Below are 19,843 nucleotides of genomic sequence, written 5' to 3' on the forward strand. Positions count from 1 at the left end.
AAAGCTAGATTTCTCTAGCCTCTGCCCTAATGGCTTTGATTTTAGTCCAGTTCTTTCACTGCAGCAATAGCAGCTTCAAAGTCTGGTTCCGTGTTGATGTTATCAACGTATTCTACGTAACGGATGACATTATCAGTGTCGAGAACAAAGACAGCACGTGCAAGGAGATGCCATTCGTTGATCAAGAGGGCATAATCGCGCCCGAAAGAATGGTCGAAGTAGTCTGAGAGCATGATGGCATTGTCAAGACCTTCAGCCCCACACCAGCGTCCTTGGGCAAATGGTAGGTCCATAGAAACAGTAAGAACGACGGTATTGTCGAGGTTGGCTAGTTCTTGGTTGAATCGACGTGTTTGCGTTGAGCAGATACCGGTATCGATAGAAGGGACAACACTCAAGACTTTTTTCTTTCCATCAAAGTCAGCTAGCGTTTTTTTAGAGAGATCTGTTGTAGTGAGAGAAAAGTCAAGTGCCTTGTCTCCGACTTGCAGTTGTTTACCTGTAAAGGTTACAGGATTTCCGAGAAAAGTGGTCATGAAACTACTCCATTCTTTTTTCTTTTATTTTACCGAGAATTGTCAGATTTTTCCAATGATTTGACTGGAAATTAAAAGAGAAAAAAACGACCGTTCATGTGAGAACGACGTTTTTAATGGCTTACTTAGACAAACCTTCAGCAATCTTGTCAAGGTTGTATTTCATCATGTTGTAGTAGCTGTCACCTTCTTTACCTTCTTCAGCGATTGAGTCAGTAAAGATTTGTGCGTAAATTGGGATATTTGTGTCTTGTGAAACAGTCTTCATTGGACGGTCATCGACACTTGATTCAACAAAGAGGGATGGAACTTTTGTTTGGCGAAGTTTTTCAACCAAGGTCTTGATTTGGTCAGGTGTTCCTTCTTCTTCCGTGTTGATTTCCCAGATGTAGGCACTTGGGACACCGTAGGCTTTAGAGAAGTATTTGAAGCATCCTTCGCTGGTTACGATGAGTTTCTTCTCAGCAGGTATATTGTTAAATTTCTCTTTGGCTTCCTTGTCCAGTTTGTCTAGTTTTTCAGTATAGTCTTTGAGATTTTTTTTGTAGAATTCCTTGTTGCTTGGGTCCTTAGCGATCAGCTGTTTAGCGATATTTTTAGCATAAATCATCCCATTTTCAAGGTTGAGCCAAGCGTGTGGGTCTTCTTTGCCCTTCTCGTTTTGGCCTTCAAGGTAGATAACATCAACGCCTTCGCTGACTGCAAAGTAGTCTTTGTTTTCAGTTTTCTTGGCATTTTCGACCAATTTGGTAAACCAAGCATTGCCACCTGTTTCAAGGTTGATACCGTTATAGAAAATCAAGTCAGCTTGAGAAGTTTTCTTAACGTCTTCAGGAAGTGGTTCGTATTCGTGTGGGTCTTGACCAACAGGAACGATACTGTGAAGATCAATCTTGTCACCAGCGATATTTTTGGTAATATCAGCGATGATTGAGTTTGTAGCAACAACTTTTAGTTTTTGACCAGAAGTAGCATCTTTTTTTCCGCTAGCACATGCTACCAGTGCAATGACGGAAAGAAAGAGTACAAGCAATGTACCTAATTTTTTCATTAGATTCCTCCAGAAAGGGTCTCCCCTTATTTATTGATTTTTTTATTTTTCAGTTTCAAATATCGTTGTTTTGGAGCGATAAAGAAGCTAATGAGAAAGAAACTAGCAGATGTGAGCACGATGCTGGATCCTGCTGCGAGATTGAAGCTATAGCCGATAAGGAGTCCCACAACAGAAGCCAGAGCCCCTAGACTTGATGAAAGGAAAATCATGCTCTTTAGGCTATTAGCGTAAAGATAAGCCGTCGCAGCTGGGGTGATCAGCATGGCCACGATAAGAATGGTTCCAACACTTTGCATGGCGGTGACAGACACAAGGGTCAAGAGCACCATGAGCAGATAGTGGTAGAAATTGACAGGCATTCCCATGGCTTTAGCCAGGAGCTCGTCAAAGGATGTAATCAATAGTTGTTTAAAGAAAATCCCGATAATCAAGAGAATGATTGCCCCCACACCAATGGTAATCCACATGTCCATGTCTTGGACAGCGAGGATATTCCCGAAAAGGATATGGAAGAGGTCTGTCGAACTCTTGGCAACACTAATCAAGATGACACCTAGGGCTAAGAAAGATGAAAAGGTAATACCAATGGCAGTGTCACTCTTGATGATAGAGTTTCCCTTGATATAGGTAATGATGATGGAGGCCATCAAGCCAAAGATAATGGCTCCAATAAAGAAATCAATTCCCAAGATAAAGGAAAGGGCTACGCCGGGCAAAACTGCGTGAGAGATGGCATCTCCCATGAGAGACATCCCACGTAGGATGATAAAACATCCCACAGCTCCAGCAACCACTCCGATGACTATAGCTGTTATCAAGGCGTTTTGTAGGAAATGGAAATGTTGCAATCCATCGATAAATTCTGCTATCATAGGTCACCTCCATTGAAAAAGAGTTTGCTACCGTAGGCCTTCTTAAGATTGGCTTCGGTAAAGGTTTCTTTAGTCGGACCAAGGTCTATTAATTCTCGATTGAGAAGCAAAACTTGGTCGAAATAATGGGGGACTTTGCTGAGGTCATGATGGACGATGAGAACTGTTTTACCAGCTTTTTTAAGGTCTCTCAGCGTGTTCATGATAATCTCTTCACTAACCGAATCAATCCCGACAAATGGCTCATCTAGAAAGATGTAGTCAGCTTCCTGCACTAAGCAGCGAGCAATCAACACACGTTGAAATTGTCCGCCTGAGAGCTGGCTGATTTGGCGATCAGCATAGTCTGAGAGCCCAACGATTTCAAGTGCATCTGCCACTTTTTTCCAGTGGCTGGCCTTTAAGGTGTGAAAGAGTGGGATAGATGGATAGAGTCCCAGTGAGACGCATTCTTTGACCTTGATAGGGAAATTGTAGTCGATATGGATTTTTTGCTCGACATAGGCCACTCGATGTAAAGATTTCTTAAATTCTTTGTCATCGAGAAAGGCCTGACCTTCATGCGGGATAATTCCCAACATACTTTTTAATAAAGTTGATTTTCCAGCACCGTTTGGACCAATAATTCCGGTAATAGTTGGTCCTTGGAGCACTAGTGAAATATCCTTTAGTGCCAACGTTTCTTTGTAGGAGACACTGAGGTTTTCGATACGTATCATACAGTTGTATTCCTCCTGTCTTTTAATATACATTAAAAAAAAAATTAAGTCAAGTTAATTTTTGAAAAATTTAAAATAATAACTGAAAAATGAAGAAAAAAGAGAAACCATTTTTAATTGCATTCCCAAGTGTTTTTTGCTAAGCTAAGAATAAGTGAAAAAATGAAAGCGAGAACAAGATGACACGTTATCAAGACGATTTTTATGATGCAATCAATGGCGAATGGGAAAAAACAGCTGTCATTCCAGCTGACAAATCTCGAACAGGTGGTTTTATTGACCTTGACGAGGAAATTGAAGAGTTAATGCTAGCAACTACGGACAAGTGGTTGGCAGGTGAAGAAGTCCCAGAGGATGCCATCCTCGCAAACTTTGTTAAGTACCATCGTATGGTACGTGATTTTGACAAGAGAGAAGCAGATGGGATCAAGCCCGTCCTTCCTCTACTCAAGGAATACCAAGACTTGAAGAGTTTCGCAGATTTCACCAGCAAACTGGCAGAGTTTGAACTAGCAGGGAAGTCAAACTTCCTTCCATTTGGTGTATCACCAGACTTTATGGATGCCAGAACCAATGTTCTCTGGGCTAGTGCACCAGGAACAATCTTGCCAGATACAACCTACTATGCTGAAGACCATCCTCAGCGTGAGGAGCTCTTGACTCTTTGGAAGGAAAGTACTACGAATCTTCTCAAAGCCTATGATTTTTCAGATGAGGAAATCGCAGACTTACTAGAGAAACGATTGGAATTGGACCGTCGCATTGCGGCTGTGGTGCTTTCTAACGAAGAAAGTTCAGAGTATGCCAAACTCTACCATCCATACGCTTATGAAGATTTCAAGAAATTCGCTCCTGCCCTACCTCTGGATGATTTCTTCCAAACAGTTCTTGGACAAACTCCAGATAAGGTTATCGTAGACGAAGAACGTTTCTGGCAAGCAGCAGAGCAATTCTATAGTGAAGAAGCGTGGCCTCTACTCAAAGCAACCTTGATTTTGGGTGTGGTCAATCTTTCAACCAGCTATCTGACAGATGAGATTCGTGTCTTGTCAGGTGCTTATGGTCGTGCCCTTTCAGGTGTGCCAGAAGCTCAGGACAAGGTCAAGGCAGCTTATCACTTGGCCCAAGGACCTTTCAAGCAAGCTCTTGGTCTCTGGTATGCGCATGAAAAATTCTCCCCAGAAGCTAAGGCTGACGTAGAGAAAAAAGTAGCGACCATGATTGACGTTTATAAGGAACGCTTGGCTAAGAATGACTGGCTTACGCCTGAAACACGTGACAAGGCCATTGTCAAACTCAATGTCATCAAGCCTTATATCGGTTATCCAGAGGAATTGCCAGAACGCTACAAGGACAAAGTAGTGGACGAAACTGCCAGTCTCTTTGAGAATGCCCTAGCCTTTGCGCGTGTAGAAATCAAACACAGCTGGAGCAAGTGGAACCAACCGGTTGACTACAAGGAGTGGGGCATGCCAGCTCACATGGTTAATGCCTACTACAATCCTCAGAAGAACTTGATTGTCTTCCCAGCGGCTATTTTACAGGCTCCATTCTATGACTTGCATCAGTCGTCTTCGGCCAACTACGGTGGGATTGGTGCAGTTATTGCCCATGAAATTTCTCATGCCTTTGACACAAATGGTGCTTCCTTTGATGAAAATGGTAGTCTCAAGGATTGGTGGACAGAGAGTGACTATGCTGCCTTTAAAGAAAAAACGCAGAAAGTTATCGACCAGTTTGATGGCCAAGAATCTTACGGCGCAACGATTAACGGGAAACTAACTGTATCAGAAAATGTTGCCGACCTAGGAGGAATTGCTGCAGCCCTTGAAGCTGCTAAGAGAGAACCAGACTTCTCTGCTGAAGAATTCTTCCACAACTTTGCTCGTATCTGGCGCATGAAAGGCCGTCCTGAGTTGATGAAACTTATGGCCAGTGTCGATGTGCACGCGCCTGCCAAACTCCGTGTCAACGTGCAAGTACCAAACTTCGATGACTTCTTTACAACATACGATGTCAAAGAAGGCGACGGTATGTGGCGTTCACCAGAGGATCGTGTGATTATTTGGTAAGACAAAAACCAAGGATGTTATCCTTGGTTTTTTGCTTGCTAGAAAAAGGGATTAAAAGTCTTTTCGTGAGCGATAGTCGTAGCTGGACCATGCCCAGGATAGACATCGTAGTTAGGAAGTGTGAAGAGTTGCGTCTGAATGCTATGGAGGAGTTGTTCCGTGCTACCTGTAGGAAGGTCTGTCCGTCCGATGGTTTCTCGGAATAGAGCATCTCCCGTCAAGACTAGATGAGCATCAGGAAAGACCAGGGAAACACCGCCAATAGAGTGCCCTGGGGTCGGTAGAACGGTAAAACGAAATTCCTCAAGCTGGTATTCCTCATGAAAGACAAAGGTGTGCTCTGCAGGTTTTGCGACCACATCTGCCATATCATCGTGACGAGGGAGACCAGAGAGATTATCTACAGGTGTATAAAGCCAAGAAGCTTCACTCTCTGCTACATAAACAGGGGGATTTCCAAAAGTATCTCTGACCAAGTCCAGACTCATAATGTGGTCGTAGTGGGTGTGGGTCAGGAGAATCGCGCAGACGGGTTTGTTGATTTTCTCAATAGTCTTGCGAATAGCTTCCCAATGGCTACCTGGGTCAACCACAATCAGGTGTTGGTCCCCTTCTAGATAATAAGTGTTTTCATAGGCAACGGGATTCACGGTTTTATGGATTTTCATACTAGCTCCAATCTCAAAGAATGTACTAAACTAAGTATAGCATAGAAGAGGGAAATAAAGTGAAAAGAAAGTCCCTCTTTTGTGTTAGAGGGACAATGATCTTATTTAAACTTGAAACCTTCGTAAATGAGTTTTGCTTTGGGATTCTTTTTCTTGATTTGCTTGGCAAGGGCCTTCATCATAGGAAGAGGTCAACACATATAGACTGTAGTCTGGTCAGGGATTTCTTCTTGATCCAAAGTCAGGTATCCTTTTTCATTGCTATCGACCAGCTGCAGGTCAAAGTTAGCATTTTGACGGGCGTAGTCACGAAGTAGATCTAGGTAGACAGCATTTTCCTCTCCACGGAAACTATAGTAGAAGCGGACGTTCCTGTCTAGGATAGGATGCTCCCGGATATAAGAGATGAAAGGTGTCATTCCAATTCCACCTGCGATCCAGATTTGCTGTTTTGGACCGTGTTCCATAGTCATATGTCCATAGGCGCGATCAAGCGCAACCTTGCTACCAACTTGAAGATTGTCATAGATATTCTTAGTGTGGTCACCAGAGTTTTTAATCGTAAAATAAAGAGTTTGTCCTTGTCCTCCAGAGATGGAGAAAGGGTGTGGAGCAGTCTCAAAACCTTTTTGGAAAATTTTTAGAAAGGCAAATTGTCCATATTCGTAGGTGAAAGGATGGCTAAGTTCTATTTCAATTTCAGTCGTATCGTGGTTGAGGCGTTTGATTCCTACGATTTTTCCAAGATAGGTGAAACCGACCTTTTGATAAAGGAAAATAATATAAAAACCTGCAAGCAAGCCTAAAATAGCATAGATTCCAAAGATAAGACCTAGGAAACTAAAGGAGAGGAGGCGATTTCCCATGATCATCAAAACATGAAAAAGGCCAAAGATATAGGCTAGATAAACCAATCGATGAATCCATCTCCAAGCTTCATACTGGATGTACTGTCCCAGATAGGCAACCAGAATGATACTGACAAAGATATAGATAGCGATATTTCCAAACTGTGCGGCCAAATGCGAACCCCAGAGACCGCCCATGCTAAAGTTGTGTAGGGTTAGTAGGAGAATGGATAGAAAAGCCGTGAATTTATGAGCTAGATACATCTTTTCAAGTCCGTTGAACCAAGCCTCAAGCAAGGGTAAACGGCTAGCTAGTATAAAAGTAAGTGAGAGGGTAGTGAGAGCTAAACCAGGGATTAGAAACTGACTAGCACCTGAACTGAGCCAAGCTAGGATCGTCAGAAGCATACTAAGTCCGATAAATAAAATACCTTTTAATGATTTCATAGTAGAAGTCCTTTCATGGATTTATCTTATATTAGATGTAATAAGGTTTGTTACATTTTAACAAAAAATGAATCTGTCGTCAAGGTTTGTGATTTAGGCTAACTTTTTTGACCCTTTTTTCTAAAAAAGCCAACGAATCGGGTGGTTCATTGACTTTCTTATCTTAACGATTTTTCCAAGCTTGGTAACGAGTATCAATCAAGAGTTGGGTTAAGCGTCCCATGGTTTCTCTTTCTTCGGGAGTGAGGGATTGAGCTTGGACAAAGAGATGGTGAATGTGTTCAATGACCTTGAAGGAAGAAAGGTCGTTGACAGAAGAGATGCCTGCATCGAGAATGATTCCAAAAAAGAGGTCGAAGTAGAGCTGCAGTTCCGTATCAGGGACCGTCTCAACCCATTCCTTGAAGGTAGTATCGACTTGCTGGCTGTCACTATTGGTCTCGTCCAGTTGGACAAAGTGTTTATCTTCAACCTGCCAACTAAAGGTGTCGTGCTGAGTAAGGCCACCTAAGGCGGTGCTTCGAACGATGATCTTTTTATCTGGAATTTCCAGCATCATTCCGATGATAGACCCTTGCGGGATAAACACTTTCGTTCTTTCCATCATGTTTTGATAGCCTGGTGTTTCGGTTAGTTCCTTGTGAAGCCCAGGGGCATCAAAAGTATAGACAGCGACAATGTTTTTCTGCAAGTTTGGATAAAGTTGACTGGCAGCATAGACAGCTAGATTGCCTCCTTTTGAGTGTCCTGCTAGGATAACCTTTTGGTTAGGATGTTGGGCAAAAAAGTTCTCTAAATACTGGAGGGCATGTTTTTGAGCAGGGATTTCCTTCATATAGGTCATATGGAAATCTTCTTTCCAACCAATGATACTGTCATCCGTTCCGCGAAAAACAAGCAAATAGGTGTCGAGACTGATACGATAAGTCATGGCTGCAAACTGTTTTTGCAATTCAGGATCGATATCGTTGATAAAGTCTGAGAGCTTGCAATTTTTAAAGCGTTTGTGTTGAGCGAGCTGATCCAACAACTGGAGGCGATTTTTATTGGTCAACATCGTCGTGTCTCTAGGGATTTGAGGTGCAAGATCTATGAGACGCTTTGGTTCTTGGGTGACTACATCATCAAAAGCAAGGTAGGTTAATTCAGTCAAGGCAAGAACATCTAACTCGTTCACGGGGAGGTCATAAAAGGAATCGTATGCTACATCATTTAAGTAGTCAAAAATATTGGCCATAAAAGCTCCTTTCTCTATGTTTATCCTACCACATTTACCTAGAATTAGCTAGTGGGCTTGTTAGAATGACCTAGTAGGGTTTGATTGAAATACATAGAAGATAGATTGCTCCTATTTCAAACCTCTAAACGAGCTTACTTGTATGTTTTTGCTATCAATCCCATTTTCCTTTAAAAAATTCTTCATCTCATTTACATCATCAGGCTGACCTGTGATGAGATAGTTGGCTTGATTGCCGTATTCATCAATAGCATGTTTTAAAAATTCTTGACTTTGAGAAAGTTCCTCGCTAGTTTTATAAGTAAAATTCGGTGTTTTTTGAGCCAGTTCTTTCATCTCATTATCGAAAATAGTAACTCCTTTGTCAAAATGGTTGAGAATAATCGGACATTTACCAGCCCATTCTTTGATAAGGGGGCGTAGAGCAGAAATGCCGACATCAGATGCAAAGCAAACTAGTGGCTTATTCGTATCTTTAACAGTCAAAGAGGAATCCAACCAACTCATCTCAATCTCACTGCCAGCCGGTAAATGTGTCAAGGTGTTCTTAAAGTTGCTTCCACTATTATGAGTCAAAATGAGAATTTCATCTTCATCAGGTGTGGAGGCAATGGTTAGCCATCGACTGGTTTGCTCTCCCGTAGCTTCATATTTTTTAGCAGTAGACGAAGTATCAGGGAGTGTAAACTTAGCATAAGCCCCAGCTTTCCAGATTTGATGACTCGGTTTTGTGATATGAATTAAATATAGATCTCCGCTAGGGTTTTCGATGGATTTTATCGATAATGTCTGGCTTCGTCCAAGATAAGCGATGGCACCCCAAGTTATAATACATAGCGCTCCAAGTGTTGATAGAATGATAATAAACATTTTTTTACCTCTTTTCATTTTTTATGACTCCTGTTCTTAATTTTATGAATGAACTATAAAATAATTCATTCATATCTTTTCAAAAAATAAAGAAATCCATTCTTTATTTTAGAACTCCTTTAATGAAGTTGGTTGCAAGTATTTCAACAGTTTTGCCAATATCTGGAAAATCTTTTTCTGTGATATGCATATCCATATAGTAAAACAGATTATAAACCTGTAAAATATCTTGAATCTTTTCTGGCGAGTACCCTTCAGTCTGCATACGATTTGTAAAAGTTTTAACTAGAAACTGATGAAAAGGATTTGCGACTTTGCCTTCTTCCGAGGAATAGTAGCTGTGCAACTCATCTGCGATGGCAGGATTGTACCATTCTGCAAGGATTTTATTGGAAGAAACGAGAGTTCTGGACTGAGCAAATAGTTGACCAATGAGGTCGATCATGTCAATTTCCCAATCCAGTTCTTCGATCATAGCTTGGCGAACACGGTTGTTTTCATCTATATAGATGTCTAGAAAAATGGCTTCTTTACTCTCGTAATAGTTATAAAAAGAACCAACTGCAACACCAGCTTGCCTAGCAATTTCTGAAATTCCTGTTGCCTTGTAACCCTTTTTCGAAAAAACGTCATAAGCCGCTGTCTTTAAAGCTTGTTTTTTGTCCAATAGGATTTAACCTCCTTCGCTTTATGAATGAATAAATTTATTTGTTCATTCATATTCTAACAAATCATGGCTAGCTTGTCAATGAGAAGGCTAGATCTATTAAATAAGTGAAAGAAGGGCTAACTAAATGAACACAAAAAGGAAAATGTAGGATAAGGCTGGAACTATACCTAAAAATAAGGTATGATATCAAAGGGATGATTCTCTATTTAGCTTTCGTTTCCGAATCTGGATTTGAAAGATAAATAGCCAAATAGTTGAGTTACTAATTCATAGATTTTTTATTAAGGTTTTTGATATTTTGAACAAGAGTAAAGGAGGAGCGCATGCACAAGATTTTACTAGTAGAAGATGACCAAGTTATTCGACAACAAGTGGGAAAACTGCTCTCTGAGTGGGGATTTGAGGTCGTTTTGGTAGAAGATTTTATGGAAGTATTGAGCCTTTTTGTTCAGTCAGAACCTCATTTGGTCCTCATGGATATTGGCCTGCCTCTTTTTAATGGTTATCACTGGTGTCAGGAGATTCGCAAGATTTCCAAGGTACCCATTATGTTTCTGTCATCGAGAGACCAGGCGATGGATATCGTCATGGCAATCAATATGGGAGCGGATGACTTTGTGACCAAGCCTTTTGACCAGCAGGTGCTCCTTGCCAAGGTTCAGGGCTTGTTGCGTCGTTCCTATGAGTTTGGCCGTGATGAAAGTCTGCTGGAGTATGCGGGTGTGATCCTCAATACCAAGTCTATGGACCTGCACTATCAGGGGGAAGTATTGAGTTTGACCAAGAATGAATTTCAAATTTTGCGGGTCTTGTTTGAACATGCTGGCAATATCGTGGCGCGTGATGACCTGATGCGAGAGCTCTGGAACAGCGACTTTTTCATCGATGACAATACCTTGTCTGTCAATGTTGCTCGTTTGCGTAAAAAGTTGGAGGAGCAAGGATTGGCAGGATTTATCGAAACCAAGAAAGGGATAGGATACGGACTGAAACATGCTTGATTGGAAATCATTTTTTCTAGCCTATCTGCGTTCTCGCAGTCGTCTTTTTGTCTATATTTTTTCATTAGGCTTTCTCGTCCTTCTCTTTCAGTTTTTATTTGCTAGTCTAGGGACCTATTTTCTTTACTTCTTTCTGCTCAGTGGCTTTTTGACCTTCTTATTTTTGGCTTGGGATATTTTTGCAGAAGCTCGGGTTTACCGGCAGGAAGTACTCTATGCTGAGAGAGACCCCAAGTCTCCTCTGGAATGTGCGCTAGCAGAAAAACTCGAAGAGCGTGAGTCTGAATTGTATCAAAAGAAGTCGGAAGCACAGAGCAAGCTTACGGATTTACTGGACTACTACACCTTGTGGGTTCATCAGATCAAGACCCCCATTGCGGCTAGTCAACTATTAGTGGCAGAAGTCTCTGATCGTGAGGTCAAGCAGCAACTGGAACAGGAAATCTTTAAGATTGACTCCTATACCAATCTGGTGTTGCAGTATCTTCGTTTGGAAAGCTTCCATGATGACTTGGTATTTGAAAAGGTTCAAGTTGAGGATCTGGTGAAGGAAGTGGTTCGCAAGTATGCCCTTTTCTTTATCCAAAAAGGACTGGCGCTCAATCTCTATGACCTTGACAAAATCATCGTGACCGATAAGAAGTGGCTGTTGGTCGTCATTGAACAAATCCTTTCAAACAGCCTCAAATACACCAAGGAAGGTGGGCTAGAGATTTATATGGAAGGTCAGGAGCTCTGTATCAAGGATACGGGAATCGGGATTAAAAACAGCGATGTTCTCCGAGTCTTTGAACGTGGCTTTTCGGGCTATAATGGTCGTCTAACCCAGCAGTCATCTGGACTTGGCCTCTACCTATCCAAGAAAATTTCTGAAGAACTGGGCCACGAGATTCGTATCGAGTCTGAGGTTGGAAAAGGAACAACCGTTCGCATCAAGTTTTCCAATAGGAATCTGATGATTGAGTGAGCATAGTTGATGATAACCTTATCCATCTGTGGAATTTTTGTTCTAGTCTATATCTCTATTTTCATGATAACGTCTAGAAGCTACCGTAAGATTGTCCAGATGTAAAAAATGTTACACTAGGAAACGACTAGAATATAGTCAAAAAATAAAAGAGATAAAAATGAAAGAAAGTTATTTTGACGGAGGAATCATAGATTATATTGGATGCTCCATCTTAGTAGCCATAATTTTCGGGCTTACCTTGGGGATCGCAACACCTTGGGCGATTTGCATGATGCAAAATTGAAAACCAACCACACAGTAGTGGATGGGCAACGTCTATACTTTGACGGAACTGGAGCACAACTGTTCGGTAACTGGATCAAGTGGTTTCTGCTAACCATCATCACGTTTGGAATCTATGGCTTCTGGTTGCAAATCAAAATGAAGCAATGGATTGTCGAACACACCAATCATATTTAAAGATTAAAACGGCATCTTCTTTCAGAGGAGATACCGTTTTTTTCTTTTTCGTATAAGGAAACAAAAATTTCTTCCTTTCTCTATCTGTTCAATTGATAGATTTCGTTGGAGAAAGACTGTAAAATTTTTGATATAATGTTAAGGATAGACTGACGGATGCTTAAAGGATAATTTTCAAAAACATAACAGGTGAGAATTAAAAATATGTAAGATTGGACAGAAGTCCCTCTACCATCATCCATGCAGAAACAAGAGTATATGAAATAAAAGGAGTAACCAATGTCCAGAAACTATTCAACACGTGAATTCCGCGAGAAACTATATGATGACCTTCATGTTCGATTAAGAGATACAGTGATTTTGATGTGTGCGATTTTTATTGCCTCTATAGGTCTAAATATGAATTCAACAGCGGTCATTATTGGAGCCATGCTGATTTCCCCTCTTATGACACCGATTGTTGGACTGGGTTTTGGTTTAGCTATTTTTGATACCCGTTTAATCAAACAATCTCTAGGGGTTTTATTTACTCAAGTATTGGTCAGCTTGCTTGTCTCGGCTCTGTATTTCTGGATTTCTCCCTTATCTTATGAAAGTAGCGAATTGATTGCACGAACCTCTCCAACCATTTGGGATGTTCTCATAGCTATTGCTGGTGGGATAGCAGGTGTAATTGGGTCAAGGAAAAAAGAAGCAAACAATATTGTTCCAGGAGTAGCTATTGCAACAGCTCTGATGCCACCTATCTGTACTGCAGGTTATGGTTTAGCTAATGGAAATGTACGATTTTTATTTGGGGCTCTCTATCTTTTCTTGATCAACTGTGTCTTCATCATGTTAACAAACATTGTTGGAACAAGAATTTTGATGAGGAAATCTCCCTTAAGTTCATTTAAAGAGCTAAACATTAAAATGAGAATTGGCTTGATATCCTTGATTGTATTATTGATTCTTCCAGCTAGTTATTCAGCAGTCACTCTGACGATAGATCAAGCGCGAAAAGAAGGAATCAAACAGTTTGTAGGAAAAGAGTTCGCCAATCACACGGTCATTAATCAAGTCTACAAGTCAAGGGACAATGAATTAGTCTTGACGGTTGTTGGAGATCCGATTTCAGAAGAAGAATTAGAAAGGATCCACCAAAAACAAGCCTCTTACGGTATTCAATCTGTCCAATTGAAAGTCAATCAAGTCCATAATTCGACAAAACTAGACAGTGATACCACCAAGGAATTTTATGAAACCATTAACAAGTATATCGATCAAAAACTCTCTGAAAAAGATTCACAAAAAGATCTCGTAAAAGAAAATGAAGCAGACAAGGATTGAGGATATTGAACTTATCTCACTCATGAAAGCAAATCTTGGGAGGATAACCTATATCCAAAAACTAGTGGATAGAAAGGATTGTTTATGAGGATACCATTTGTGGTGGTTTAACCAATCACTACTAGCTCGGGTTAAATAAAATATAAAAAAGCAACAACTGAAATAGTTGTTGCTTTTTAGGTAGCTAGGATTTTATCCCAGGTTTTATCTCTTATTTTTCAACACGAGATTTGTTGGCGATATCAGCTAGGATAGCTTTAACAAAGTCATCAACTGAGACAGTTTGTGTTTCTTTTTGGCCATAGCGACGAACGTTGACTGTTCCGTCTTCCATTTCCTTGTCACCAACAATCAATTGGTAAGGAATCTTGCTGGTTTGTGAAGCACGGATCTTGAACTGCATTTTTTCATTGCGCTCATCTACGTCTGCACGGACACCGCGGTCACGGAGTTTCTTAGCAACTTCCCATGCGTAGTCCACATGTTTTTCGTTAGATATTGGGATGAGAGTCACTTGATGTGGTGCAAGCCATGTTGGGAAGGCACCTTTGTAGTTCTCAATCAAGATAGCTGTGAAGCGTTCCATAGTTGAAATAACACCACGGTGGATCATGACTGGACGGTGTTCTTCACCATCAGCTCCGATGTATTTGAGGTCGAAGCGTTCTGGCAACAAGAAGTCAAGCTGGATAGTTGAAAGGGTTTCTTCTTTTCCGAGAGCTGTCTTAACTTGGATATCCAATTTTGGTCCGTAGAAGGCTGCTTCACCTTCAGCTTCAAAGTAGTCCACGCCCATTTCATCAAGTGCTGCACGAAGCATGGTTTGGGCATTTTCCCACATCTCATCGTTGTCAAAGTACTTGTGAGTATCTTGAGGGTCACGAAGAGAGAGACGGAAGCGGTATTCAGTCAAGTTGAAGTCTTCATAAACATCGATAATCAACTGAAGGGCACGTTGGAATTCTTCTTGGATTTGTTCAGGAGTAACAAAGAGGTGACCGTCGTTGAGTGACATCTCACGCACACGTTGAAGACCTGTGAGGGCACCAGATTTTTCGTAGCGGTGCATCATACCGATTTCAGCGATACGGATTGGCAATTCACGGTAAGAGTGAACATGGTGTTTGAAGACTTGGATGTGGTGTGGGCAGTTCATTGGACGAAGGACAAATTCTTCCCCGTCACCCATGTCCATAGTTGGGAACATGTCTTCTTGGTAATGATCCCAGTGACCAGAAGTCTTGTAGAGTTCAACAGAAGCAAGTGGTGGAGTGTAAACGTGTTGGTAGCCAGAAGCTAACTCCTTGTCTACGATATAGCGCTCCAATTCACGACGGATAGTCGCACCGTTTGGCAACCAGAATGGAAGTCCTTGTCCCACTTCTTGTGAAATCATAAAGAGGTCAAGCTCTTTACCAAGTTTACGGTGGTCACGTTCTTTAGCTTCTTCACGCATTTGAAGGTAGTTTTTCAAGTCTTTCTTGTCAAACCAAGCTGTACCGTAGATACGTTGCATCATCGCGTTGTCGCTATTTCCACGCCAGTAAGCACCTGCTACATGAAGAAGGTGGAAGATTTGGATACGGCCTGTTGATGGAACGTGAGGTCCACGGCAGAGGTCTACATATTCACCCTGACGGTAGATAGTCAACCCGCCTTCGTCTTCTGAGTGTTCTTCGATCAATTCCAACTTGTAAGGGTCGTTCTTGAAGATTTCACGAGCCTCGTCTTTAGTGACTTCCTCGCGAATAGATGGGAAGTTTTCTTTAACGATTTTTTGCATTTCTTCTTCGATACGAGGAAGGTCTTCATTGGAGATTTGACCAGCAGTATTGTCTGTATCGTAGTAGAAGCCGTCTTCGATAGCTGGACCGACACCCAAGTGAATATCTGGGAAGAGGCGACGAGCTGCTTGGGCAAACAAGTGAGCAGCTGAGTGGCGCAAAATCGGAAGGGCATCTTCGTGATCAGGTGTCACGATTTCGATGCTTCCATCTTCAGTGATAGCACGAGTCGTGTCGATGAGTTTGCCGTTGAATTTACCAGCTAAGGCTTTTTTAGCTAGGGAATTGCTGATAGATTGGGCAATTTCAAAAGTAGTAACGCCAGATTCGAATTCACGAACAGCGCCATCTGGGAAAGTAATCTTAATCATGGTTTTCTCCTTAAAAATTTATCATATTTAAAAGCTGAGGTTGAAGAAATAGAGAATTCGATATCTACAAAGAATGATAACAATTGATTATCTAAACAAATGATAGTTTAACTTTCTTATGCTAAAGATAAAGAAAGCTGTAGAAATGAATAGATAGCATACTAAGGAAAGGATTAGAGACAGATATTGTTCATCAGTCATCTCACCTCTCATGTATATCCTTAGTGGATAGTTTCTTATAGCATTAACTAAATAAATACCAGCAGTTAGACTTAGAAAATATCCTGATAGGATGAGTTTCTTTTTCTTAAAAAACATTAAGATGCCAAGAAAAGGAGCAAGAAATGGCAAAAGAGGAACAAATGCAAAAAATGAAAAGACAACAATGTACTCTAACCCCCATAGACTGAGAGTTTTCATTAGCCATACATAGACGATAAGGAAGGCACAGGGAATCACCCAAGACAGTGATTTATTCATATCAACCTCCATCTTCTTTTCTTAGCTATGTTTCATTTAACCTGGCAATATCTCTATTCTCCAAACAAAAAACGACATCCTCAAAAGGACGTCGCAACGTGGTTCCACCTTCATTCATGTTCCTCAAAAAAGAGGGACACCTCAGATTGGCTTTAACGTGGCCACCGTTTTATGTTTTCATAAAAGTCAGTAGAGTAGTATCAGTTTAGGCTTTCTATGCGTTTCCAGCAACCACGCACTCTCTAGTAGAAAGGGACTAAGTGACTTGTCTCTATGCATTATTATAGCATGATTGCGAGAATTTTCAAGGTTTTTGTATAATTTTTTTGTTTTTTGCTCGCTGGAAGAGATGCTTGATACCCACACCAGAAGCCAAGCCAAGTAGGGCAAAGAGTTCATAGGCTAGGAAGTAAAGCAGGATGAACTCGCCAAAGGTGATGATGGTAAAACAATAGAGCAGACCAATACCGAGTAGCCACCAAAGTGAGAAATGAAATCGATAGCTATAAAGTAGCGATACGATAAAGGTTACCAGAGGTGCAAAAAGGATGATGTTGTAGATGTACAGTCCCTTCAGTGTATATGGGTCAGAGATGCATAGAGAGAGGAGTTCATAGAGTGGCCAGTAAAAGAAGAAAATGACAAGGTAGTATGGAATATACTTAAGATAATTCCGCATGGCAATAATCCTCCAATCTGCAAAAATTGAGAGATATTTGATAGATATTGTAGACCACATAATCCTAAATGAAGGGGAAATCTCTACTTATATTATAGCACGATATAGGAGCTCTTACAATTTAATCCAGTGATCAGTGATAGTGATCTTTTCGAGTGTTTTCTGTTATAATACTAACAAAAGAAGTAAAAGGGTAAGGAGAAAGAATGACCAAAATAGCAGTTCTTTCAGACATACATGGAAATACGACAGCTTTGGAAGCTGTTCTGGCTGATGCAAGAGCGGCAGAGGTAGACGAGTACTGGCTTTTGGGAGATATTCTCATGCCTGGAACAGGACGTAGAAGGATCTTGGATCTCTTAGCAAGTTTGCCTATCACTGTAAGAGTGCTGGGAAATTGGGAGAATAGTCTCTGGCGAGGTCTGCATCGCAAGTTAGATCCTACAAAAGCGAGCCATCGTTATCTCCTGCGCCTAAGTCAGTACATCTTAGAGGAGGTCAGCCCTAAAGAAATCGAAGACCTCAATAATCAACCTATGCAAGTTCATCGTCAGTTTGGTGATTTGATGGTGGGAATCACTCACCATCTCCCTGATAAAAACTGGGGAAGAGAATTGATCCATACGGGAAAACAAGAAGATTTTGATAGATTGGTGACGAATCCACACGCCTCCATCGCAGTATATGGCCATATCCACCAACAGTTGCTTCGTTATGGAAGTGACGGACAGTTGATTCTTAATCCAGGATCCATTGGGCAACCTTTCTTTCTAGATGCGAAGTTGCGTAAGGACCTGCGGGCTCAGTATATGATCTTAGAGTTTGATGAAACTGGTTTGGCTGATATTGATTTTCGTCGAGTGGATTATGATGTAGAAGCTGAATTGCAGTTGGCTAAGGATTTGAAGCTCCCCTATTTCCAAATCTACTATGAAAGTATGGTAAATGGGATTCACCATACTCATAACCACGAATTGTTAGGTCAAATCAGTGAACAAGAAGGCTATGATCAGGATGTTGAACTCTGGATGGAAAGAGAAAAGAAAGATTGGTTTTAAGAGGATTTCTAGCTAGAAATAAGATAGTCTAGTGACTGCTGTTTTGCGATAAGTCGAACTGGATACGAATTGACGGCTTCTCAAATTTATGTTAGAATAACGGAATAAAACTAATTTGAATCTCATACTAATTGATATTCAAAATAAGAGGAGACAGATAATGAAACCAGAAGAGTTACACGCTATTGCCTCGGAGTTGGGCTTGCAATTTGACGAAGATTCACGTTGTATTTATGGCACGCAGTCAGGCTATTTACTTTTCCTGCAAGAAACTGACGTGAAAAATCAGTTTCGACTTTGTGTCAGTGTGAGTTTGAATGGCAATCCTGCGGATTCAGAAGAAAACGAAATGGTTTGGGATGAGTTTAAGAGTGAATCTCTTCCAAACTTGTCGACCTTGTCTATCAACCAGTACCTTGTTTCTTTTGTCGTAAAAGGTGCCATGCGCAAATCAAAAACAATTGAAAAGTTACAGACGCTCATAACAGACCTCGTTGCCTTCCTTGAAACCCATCATTTCGTCCAAGTCTGTGCCTATAGCGGTCAGGAGGGTCCCGTTGGTCTCTATCAATTAGGTGATTCAATTTTTCTTATCAACGAGGAAAGCTATCAATTGCTGAAGAGCAACCTTCAGATTGAGGTGGATTCTTATCAAAACCAGAAGGAAAACGTTCTTCTTGGAGCAGTTGGTGCCTTGCTGGGAGCCTTGATTGGTGGAGCAGTTGCTCTATTTATCGCACGTCTAGGTTATGTAGCTATGGTAGCGGGTATTGTTCTAGGGATTTGTACCATTAAAGGATATGAAATCCTTGGAAGAAAGGTATCTCGAAAGGGGATTGTGATTTCCTCTATTTGGATGGTGATTACTGTCTTTCTAGTGAATCAAATTGATTTGGTGATGGAAGTCGTTGCCAAACTAGGGGTTGAGTTTGCCTTTGCTTTCCGAGTGGTGAATCAATTAATCTTTAGCGGTGATTTTCCAGATAACTATTTTTATAATCTAGCTATGTTAGCTGTGTTTACCTTAGTTGGTGCTGGGGTGTCTATCAGCTCGGTTTGGTCAAGTCATAAAACAAAAGGGATTGTCCGTAAAATTGCATAAAAAAATAAGTCTTTGTATGTCCTCCGCCGTTCTGGTTGCCAAGAGGGATACAGGACTTTTTACATGGAGAAGATAATTAGTCTATAATATTTGACAGGAAAACCAAAAACGGTATAATGTTTATACGGGAAAAGATGAATAAAATATCAATGAAAGGAGAAGAAGATGCAAATTTCAAGCCGATTTACAATTGCGACTCATATGATGATTATTATTGCAATGCAGGATACAGACAGTAAGGTAACCAGCGATTTTCTTGCGGCCAGTGTCGGAGTCAATCCAGTCATTATCCGTAAGACTTTATCGCAACTCAAAAAAGCTGGATTGATTTCAGTTGCTCGTGGTACGGGAGGAACTGAGATAATAAAAGACCTTCAGGATATCAGTTTGTTGGATGTCTACCAAGCTGTGGAGTGTTTAGGAAAATCTGGTAAGCTCTTTAGTTTCCATGACAATCCAAATCCTAATTGCCCAATTGGTGCGAATATCCATGCAGTTTTGGACCAAAAGCTGTTCGATGTTCAAGCAGCTATGGAAAACCAACTGCGTCAGACAAGTCTGGCTCAGGTTGTAGCCGATGCTCAGAATAAACTGTCTAAGTGAGAGGACTAAGGTTC

Annotated in this window: 18 protein-coding genes and 2 pseudogenes; 8 read left to right on the forward strand and 12 right to left on the reverse strand. The window is 41.0% G+C overall.

The genetic code is table 11. From position 1 onward, the window contains the following. Positions 1–41: 41 nt before the first annotated feature. From tpx to NML69_RS01290, 4 genes are all read right to left on the reverse strand, one after another. The gene (gene tpx, locus NML69_RS01275; RefSeq protein ID WP_000206539.1) at positions 42–536 is read right to left on the reverse strand and encodes a thiol peroxidase; all 495 of its coding nucleotides are present in this window, start codon (positions 534–536) and stop codon (positions 42–44) included. A gap of 121 nt (positions 537–657) precedes the next feature. After that, positions 658–1,587 (reverse strand): metal ABC transporter substrate-binding protein, encoded by a 930-nt coding sequence (locus tag NML69_RS01280; protein WP_254725073.1) that lies wholly within the window; start codon positions 1,585–1,587, stop codon positions 658–660. A 26-nt stretch (positions 1,588–1,613) separates the two neighbouring features. Then, on the reverse strand, positions 1,614–2,462 hold the full coding sequence (locus NML69_RS01285; protein WP_198459983.1) for a metal ABC transporter permease: 849 nt from the start codon (positions 2,460–2,462) through the stop codon (positions 1,614–1,616). Further along, entirely contained in the window at positions 2,459–3,181 is a 723-nt protein-coding gene (locus NML69_RS01290) for a metal ABC transporter ATP-binding protein (RefSeq protein WP_000619169.1), read from the reverse strand. Before NML69_RS01290 ends, NML69_RS01285 begins: the two co-directional genes overlap by 4 nt. Positions 3,182–3,360: 179 nt before the next feature. Here NML69_RS01290 and NML69_RS01295 point away from each other — a divergent pair, with 179 nt between their 5' ends. Beyond that, positions 3,361–5,253 (forward strand): M13 family metallopeptidase, encoded by a 1,893-nt coding sequence (locus NML69_RS01295; RefSeq protein WP_254725074.1) that lies wholly within the window; start codon positions 3,361–3,363, stop codon positions 5,251–5,253. Positions 5,254–5,291: 38 nt separating this feature from the next. On the opposite strand, the gene NML69_RS01300 is transcribed toward NML69_RS01295, so the two are convergent. From NML69_RS01300 to NML69_RS01320, 5 genes and pseudogenes are all read right to left on the reverse strand, one after another. Continuing rightward, on the reverse strand, positions 5,292–5,921 hold the full coding sequence (locus tag NML69_RS01300) for an MBL fold metallo-hydrolase (RefSeq protein WP_007517726.1): 630 nt from the start codon (positions 5,919–5,921) through the stop codon (positions 5,292–5,294). Positions 5,922–6,022: 101 nt separating this feature from the next. Next, positions 6,023–7,216, reverse strand: a pseudogene (locus NML69_RS01305) (oxidoreductase). A gap of 163 nt (positions 7,217–7,379) precedes the next feature. Beyond that, complete coding sequence (locus NML69_RS01310; protein ID WP_254725075.1) at positions 7,380–8,453, reverse strand: DUF2974 domain-containing protein; 1,074 nt, start codon at positions 8,451–8,453, stop codon at positions 7,380–7,382. Between the two features lie 111 nt (positions 8,454–8,564). Beyond that, positions 8,565–9,341 (reverse strand): ferredoxin reductase, encoded by a 777-nt coding sequence (locus tag NML69_RS01315; protein ID WP_254725076.1) that lies wholly within the window; start codon positions 9,339–9,341, stop codon positions 8,565–8,567. An 85-nt stretch (positions 9,342–9,426) separates the two neighbouring features. Further along, positions 9,427–9,996, reverse strand: coding sequence for a TetR/AcrR family transcriptional regulator (locus NML69_RS01320; protein WP_219628364.1), 570 nt, complete (start codon positions 9,994–9,996; stop codon positions 9,427–9,429). A 320-nt stretch (positions 9,997–10,316) separates the two neighbouring features. Here NML69_RS01320 and NML69_RS01325 point away from each other — a divergent pair, with 320 nt between their 5' ends. From NML69_RS01325 to NML69_RS01340, 4 genes and pseudogenes are all read left to right on the forward strand, one after another. After that, positions 10,317–10,994 (forward strand): response regulator transcription factor, encoded by a 678-nt coding sequence (locus tag NML69_RS01325; RefSeq protein WP_000548981.1) that lies wholly within the window; start codon positions 10,317–10,319, stop codon positions 10,992–10,994. Further along, the gene (locus NML69_RS01330; protein WP_254725077.1) at positions 10,987–11,961 is read left to right on the forward strand and encodes a sensor histidine kinase; all 975 of its coding nucleotides are present in this window, start codon (positions 10,987–10,989) and stop codon (positions 11,959–11,961) included. The genes NML69_RS01325 and NML69_RS01330 overlap by 8 nt, the downstream gene beginning before the upstream one ends. A gap of 160 nt (positions 11,962–12,121) precedes the next feature. Continuing rightward, positions 12,122–12,423: pseudogene (locus NML69_RS01335) on the forward strand (DUF898 family protein). Between the two features lie 279 nt (positions 12,424–12,702). Further along, on the forward strand, positions 12,703–13,752 hold the full coding sequence (locus tag NML69_RS01340; protein ID WP_254725078.1) for a DUF389 domain-containing protein: 1,050 nt from the start codon (positions 12,703–12,705) through the stop codon (positions 13,750–13,752). Positions 13,753–13,963: 211 nt separating this feature from the next. On the opposite strand, the gene thrS is transcribed toward NML69_RS01340, so the two are convergent. The 3 genes from thrS to NML69_RS01355 form a co-directional block, all read right to left on the reverse strand. Beyond that, complete coding sequence (gene thrS, locus NML69_RS01345; protein WP_254725079.1) at positions 13,964–15,907, reverse strand: threonine--tRNA ligase; 1,944 nt, start codon at positions 15,905–15,907, stop codon at positions 13,964–13,966. An 87-nt stretch (positions 15,908–15,994) separates the two neighbouring features. Continuing rightward, positions 15,995–16,366: a hypothetical protein gene (locus NML69_RS01350; protein ID WP_254725321.1), complete on the reverse strand. Its 372-nt coding sequence runs from the start codon at positions 16,364–16,366 to the stop codon at positions 15,995–15,997. Positions 16,367–16,691: 325 nt separating this feature from the next. Next, positions 16,692–17,066: a hypothetical protein gene (locus NML69_RS01355; protein WP_254725080.1), complete on the reverse strand. Its 375-nt coding sequence runs from the start codon at positions 17,064–17,066 to the stop codon at positions 16,692–16,694. Between the two features lie 206 nt (positions 17,067–17,272). Between NML69_RS01355 and NML69_RS01360 the strand changes: the two genes are divergently transcribed. The 3 genes from NML69_RS01360 to NML69_RS01370 all read left to right on the forward strand — a co-directional run bounded on the left by NML69_RS01360 (position 17,273) and on the right by NML69_RS01370 (position 19,829). Continuing rightward, on the forward strand, positions 17,273–18,124 hold the full coding sequence (locus NML69_RS01360; protein ID WP_254725081.1) for a metallophosphoesterase: 852 nt from the start codon (positions 17,273–17,275) through the stop codon (positions 18,122–18,124). 160 nt (positions 18,125–18,284) lie between these two features. Next, on the forward strand, positions 18,285–19,226 hold the full coding sequence (locus NML69_RS01365; protein ID WP_254725082.1) for a hypothetical protein: 942 nt from the start codon (positions 18,285–18,287) through the stop codon (positions 19,224–19,226). Positions 19,227–19,391: 165 nt separating this feature from the next. Further along, positions 19,392–19,829: an Rrf2 family transcriptional regulator gene (locus tag NML69_RS01370; RefSeq protein ID WP_049490302.1), complete on the forward strand. Its 438-nt coding sequence runs from the start codon at positions 19,392–19,394 to the stop codon at positions 19,827–19,829. The last annotated feature ends 14 nt before the right edge of the window (positions 19,830–19,843 follow it).

It is taken from the genome of Streptococcus sp. CF8-6 (assembly GCF_024295845.1).
In the GTDB taxonomy this organism is placed as follows: domain Bacteria; phylum Bacillota; class Bacilli; order Lactobacillales; family Streptococcaceae; genus Streptococcus; species Streptococcus oralis_BO.

What these genes read in the sequence shown, in the direction of transcription:
- tpx (WP_000206539.1), bottom strand. Translation starts at nt 536, where the DNA reads ATGACCACTTTTCTCGGAAATCCTGTAACCTTTACAGGTAAACAACTG.
- NML69_RS01280 (WP_254725073.1), bottom strand. Translation starts at nt 1,587, where the DNA reads ATGAAAAAATTAGGTACATTGCTTGTACTCTTTCTTTCCGTCATTGCA.
- NML69_RS01285 (WP_198459983.1), bottom strand. Translation starts at nt 2,462, where the DNA reads ATGATAGCAGAATTTATCGATGGATTGCAACATTTCCATTTCCTACAA.
- NML69_RS01290 (WP_000619169.1), bottom strand. Translation starts at nt 3,181, where the DNA reads ATGATACGTATCGAAAACCTCAGTGTCTCCTACAAAGAAACGTTGGCA.
- NML69_RS01295 (WP_254725074.1), top strand. Translation starts at nt 3,361, where the DNA reads ATGACACGTTATCAAGACGATTTTTATGATGCAATCAATGGCGAATGG.
- NML69_RS01300 (WP_007517726.1), bottom strand. Translation starts at nt 5,921, where the DNA reads ATGAAAATCCATAAAACCGTGAATCCCGTTGCCTATGAAAACACTTAT.
- NML69_RS01310 (WP_254725075.1), bottom strand. Translation starts at nt 8,453, where the DNA reads ATGGCCAATATTTTTGACTACTTAAATGATGTAGCATACGATTCCTTT.
- NML69_RS01315 (WP_254725076.1), bottom strand. Translation starts at nt 9,341, where the DNA reads ATGAAAAGAGGTAAAAAAATGTTTATTATCATTCTATCAACACTTGGA.
- NML69_RS01325 (WP_000548981.1), top strand. Translation starts at nt 10,317, where the DNA reads ATGCACAAGATTTTACTAGTAGAAGATGACCAAGTTATTCGACAACAA.
- NML69_RS01330 (WP_254725077.1), top strand. Translation starts at nt 10,987, where the DNA reads ATGCTTGATTGGAAATCATTTTTTCTAGCCTATCTGCGTTCTCGCAGT.
- NML69_RS01340 (WP_254725078.1), top strand. Translation starts at nt 12,703, where the DNA reads ATGTCCAGAAACTATTCAACACGTGAATTCCGCGAGAAACTATATGAT.
- thrS (WP_254725079.1), bottom strand. Translation starts at nt 15,907, where the DNA reads ATGATTAAGATTACTTTCCCAGATGGCGCTGTTCGTGAATTCGAATCT.
- NML69_RS01355 (WP_254725080.1), bottom strand. Translation starts at nt 17,066, where the DNA reads ATGCGGAATTATCTTAAGTATATTCCATACTACCTTGTCATTTTCTTC.
- NML69_RS01360 (WP_254725081.1), top strand. Translation starts at nt 17,273, where the DNA reads ATGACCAAAATAGCAGTTCTTTCAGACATACATGGAAATACGACAGCT.
- NML69_RS01365 (WP_254725082.1), top strand. Translation starts at nt 18,285, where the DNA reads ATGAAACCAGAAGAGTTACACGCTATTGCCTCGGAGTTGGGCTTGCAA.
- NML69_RS01370 (WP_049490302.1), top strand. Translation starts at nt 19,392, where the DNA reads ATGCAAATTTCAAGCCGATTTACAATTGCGACTCATATGATGATTATT.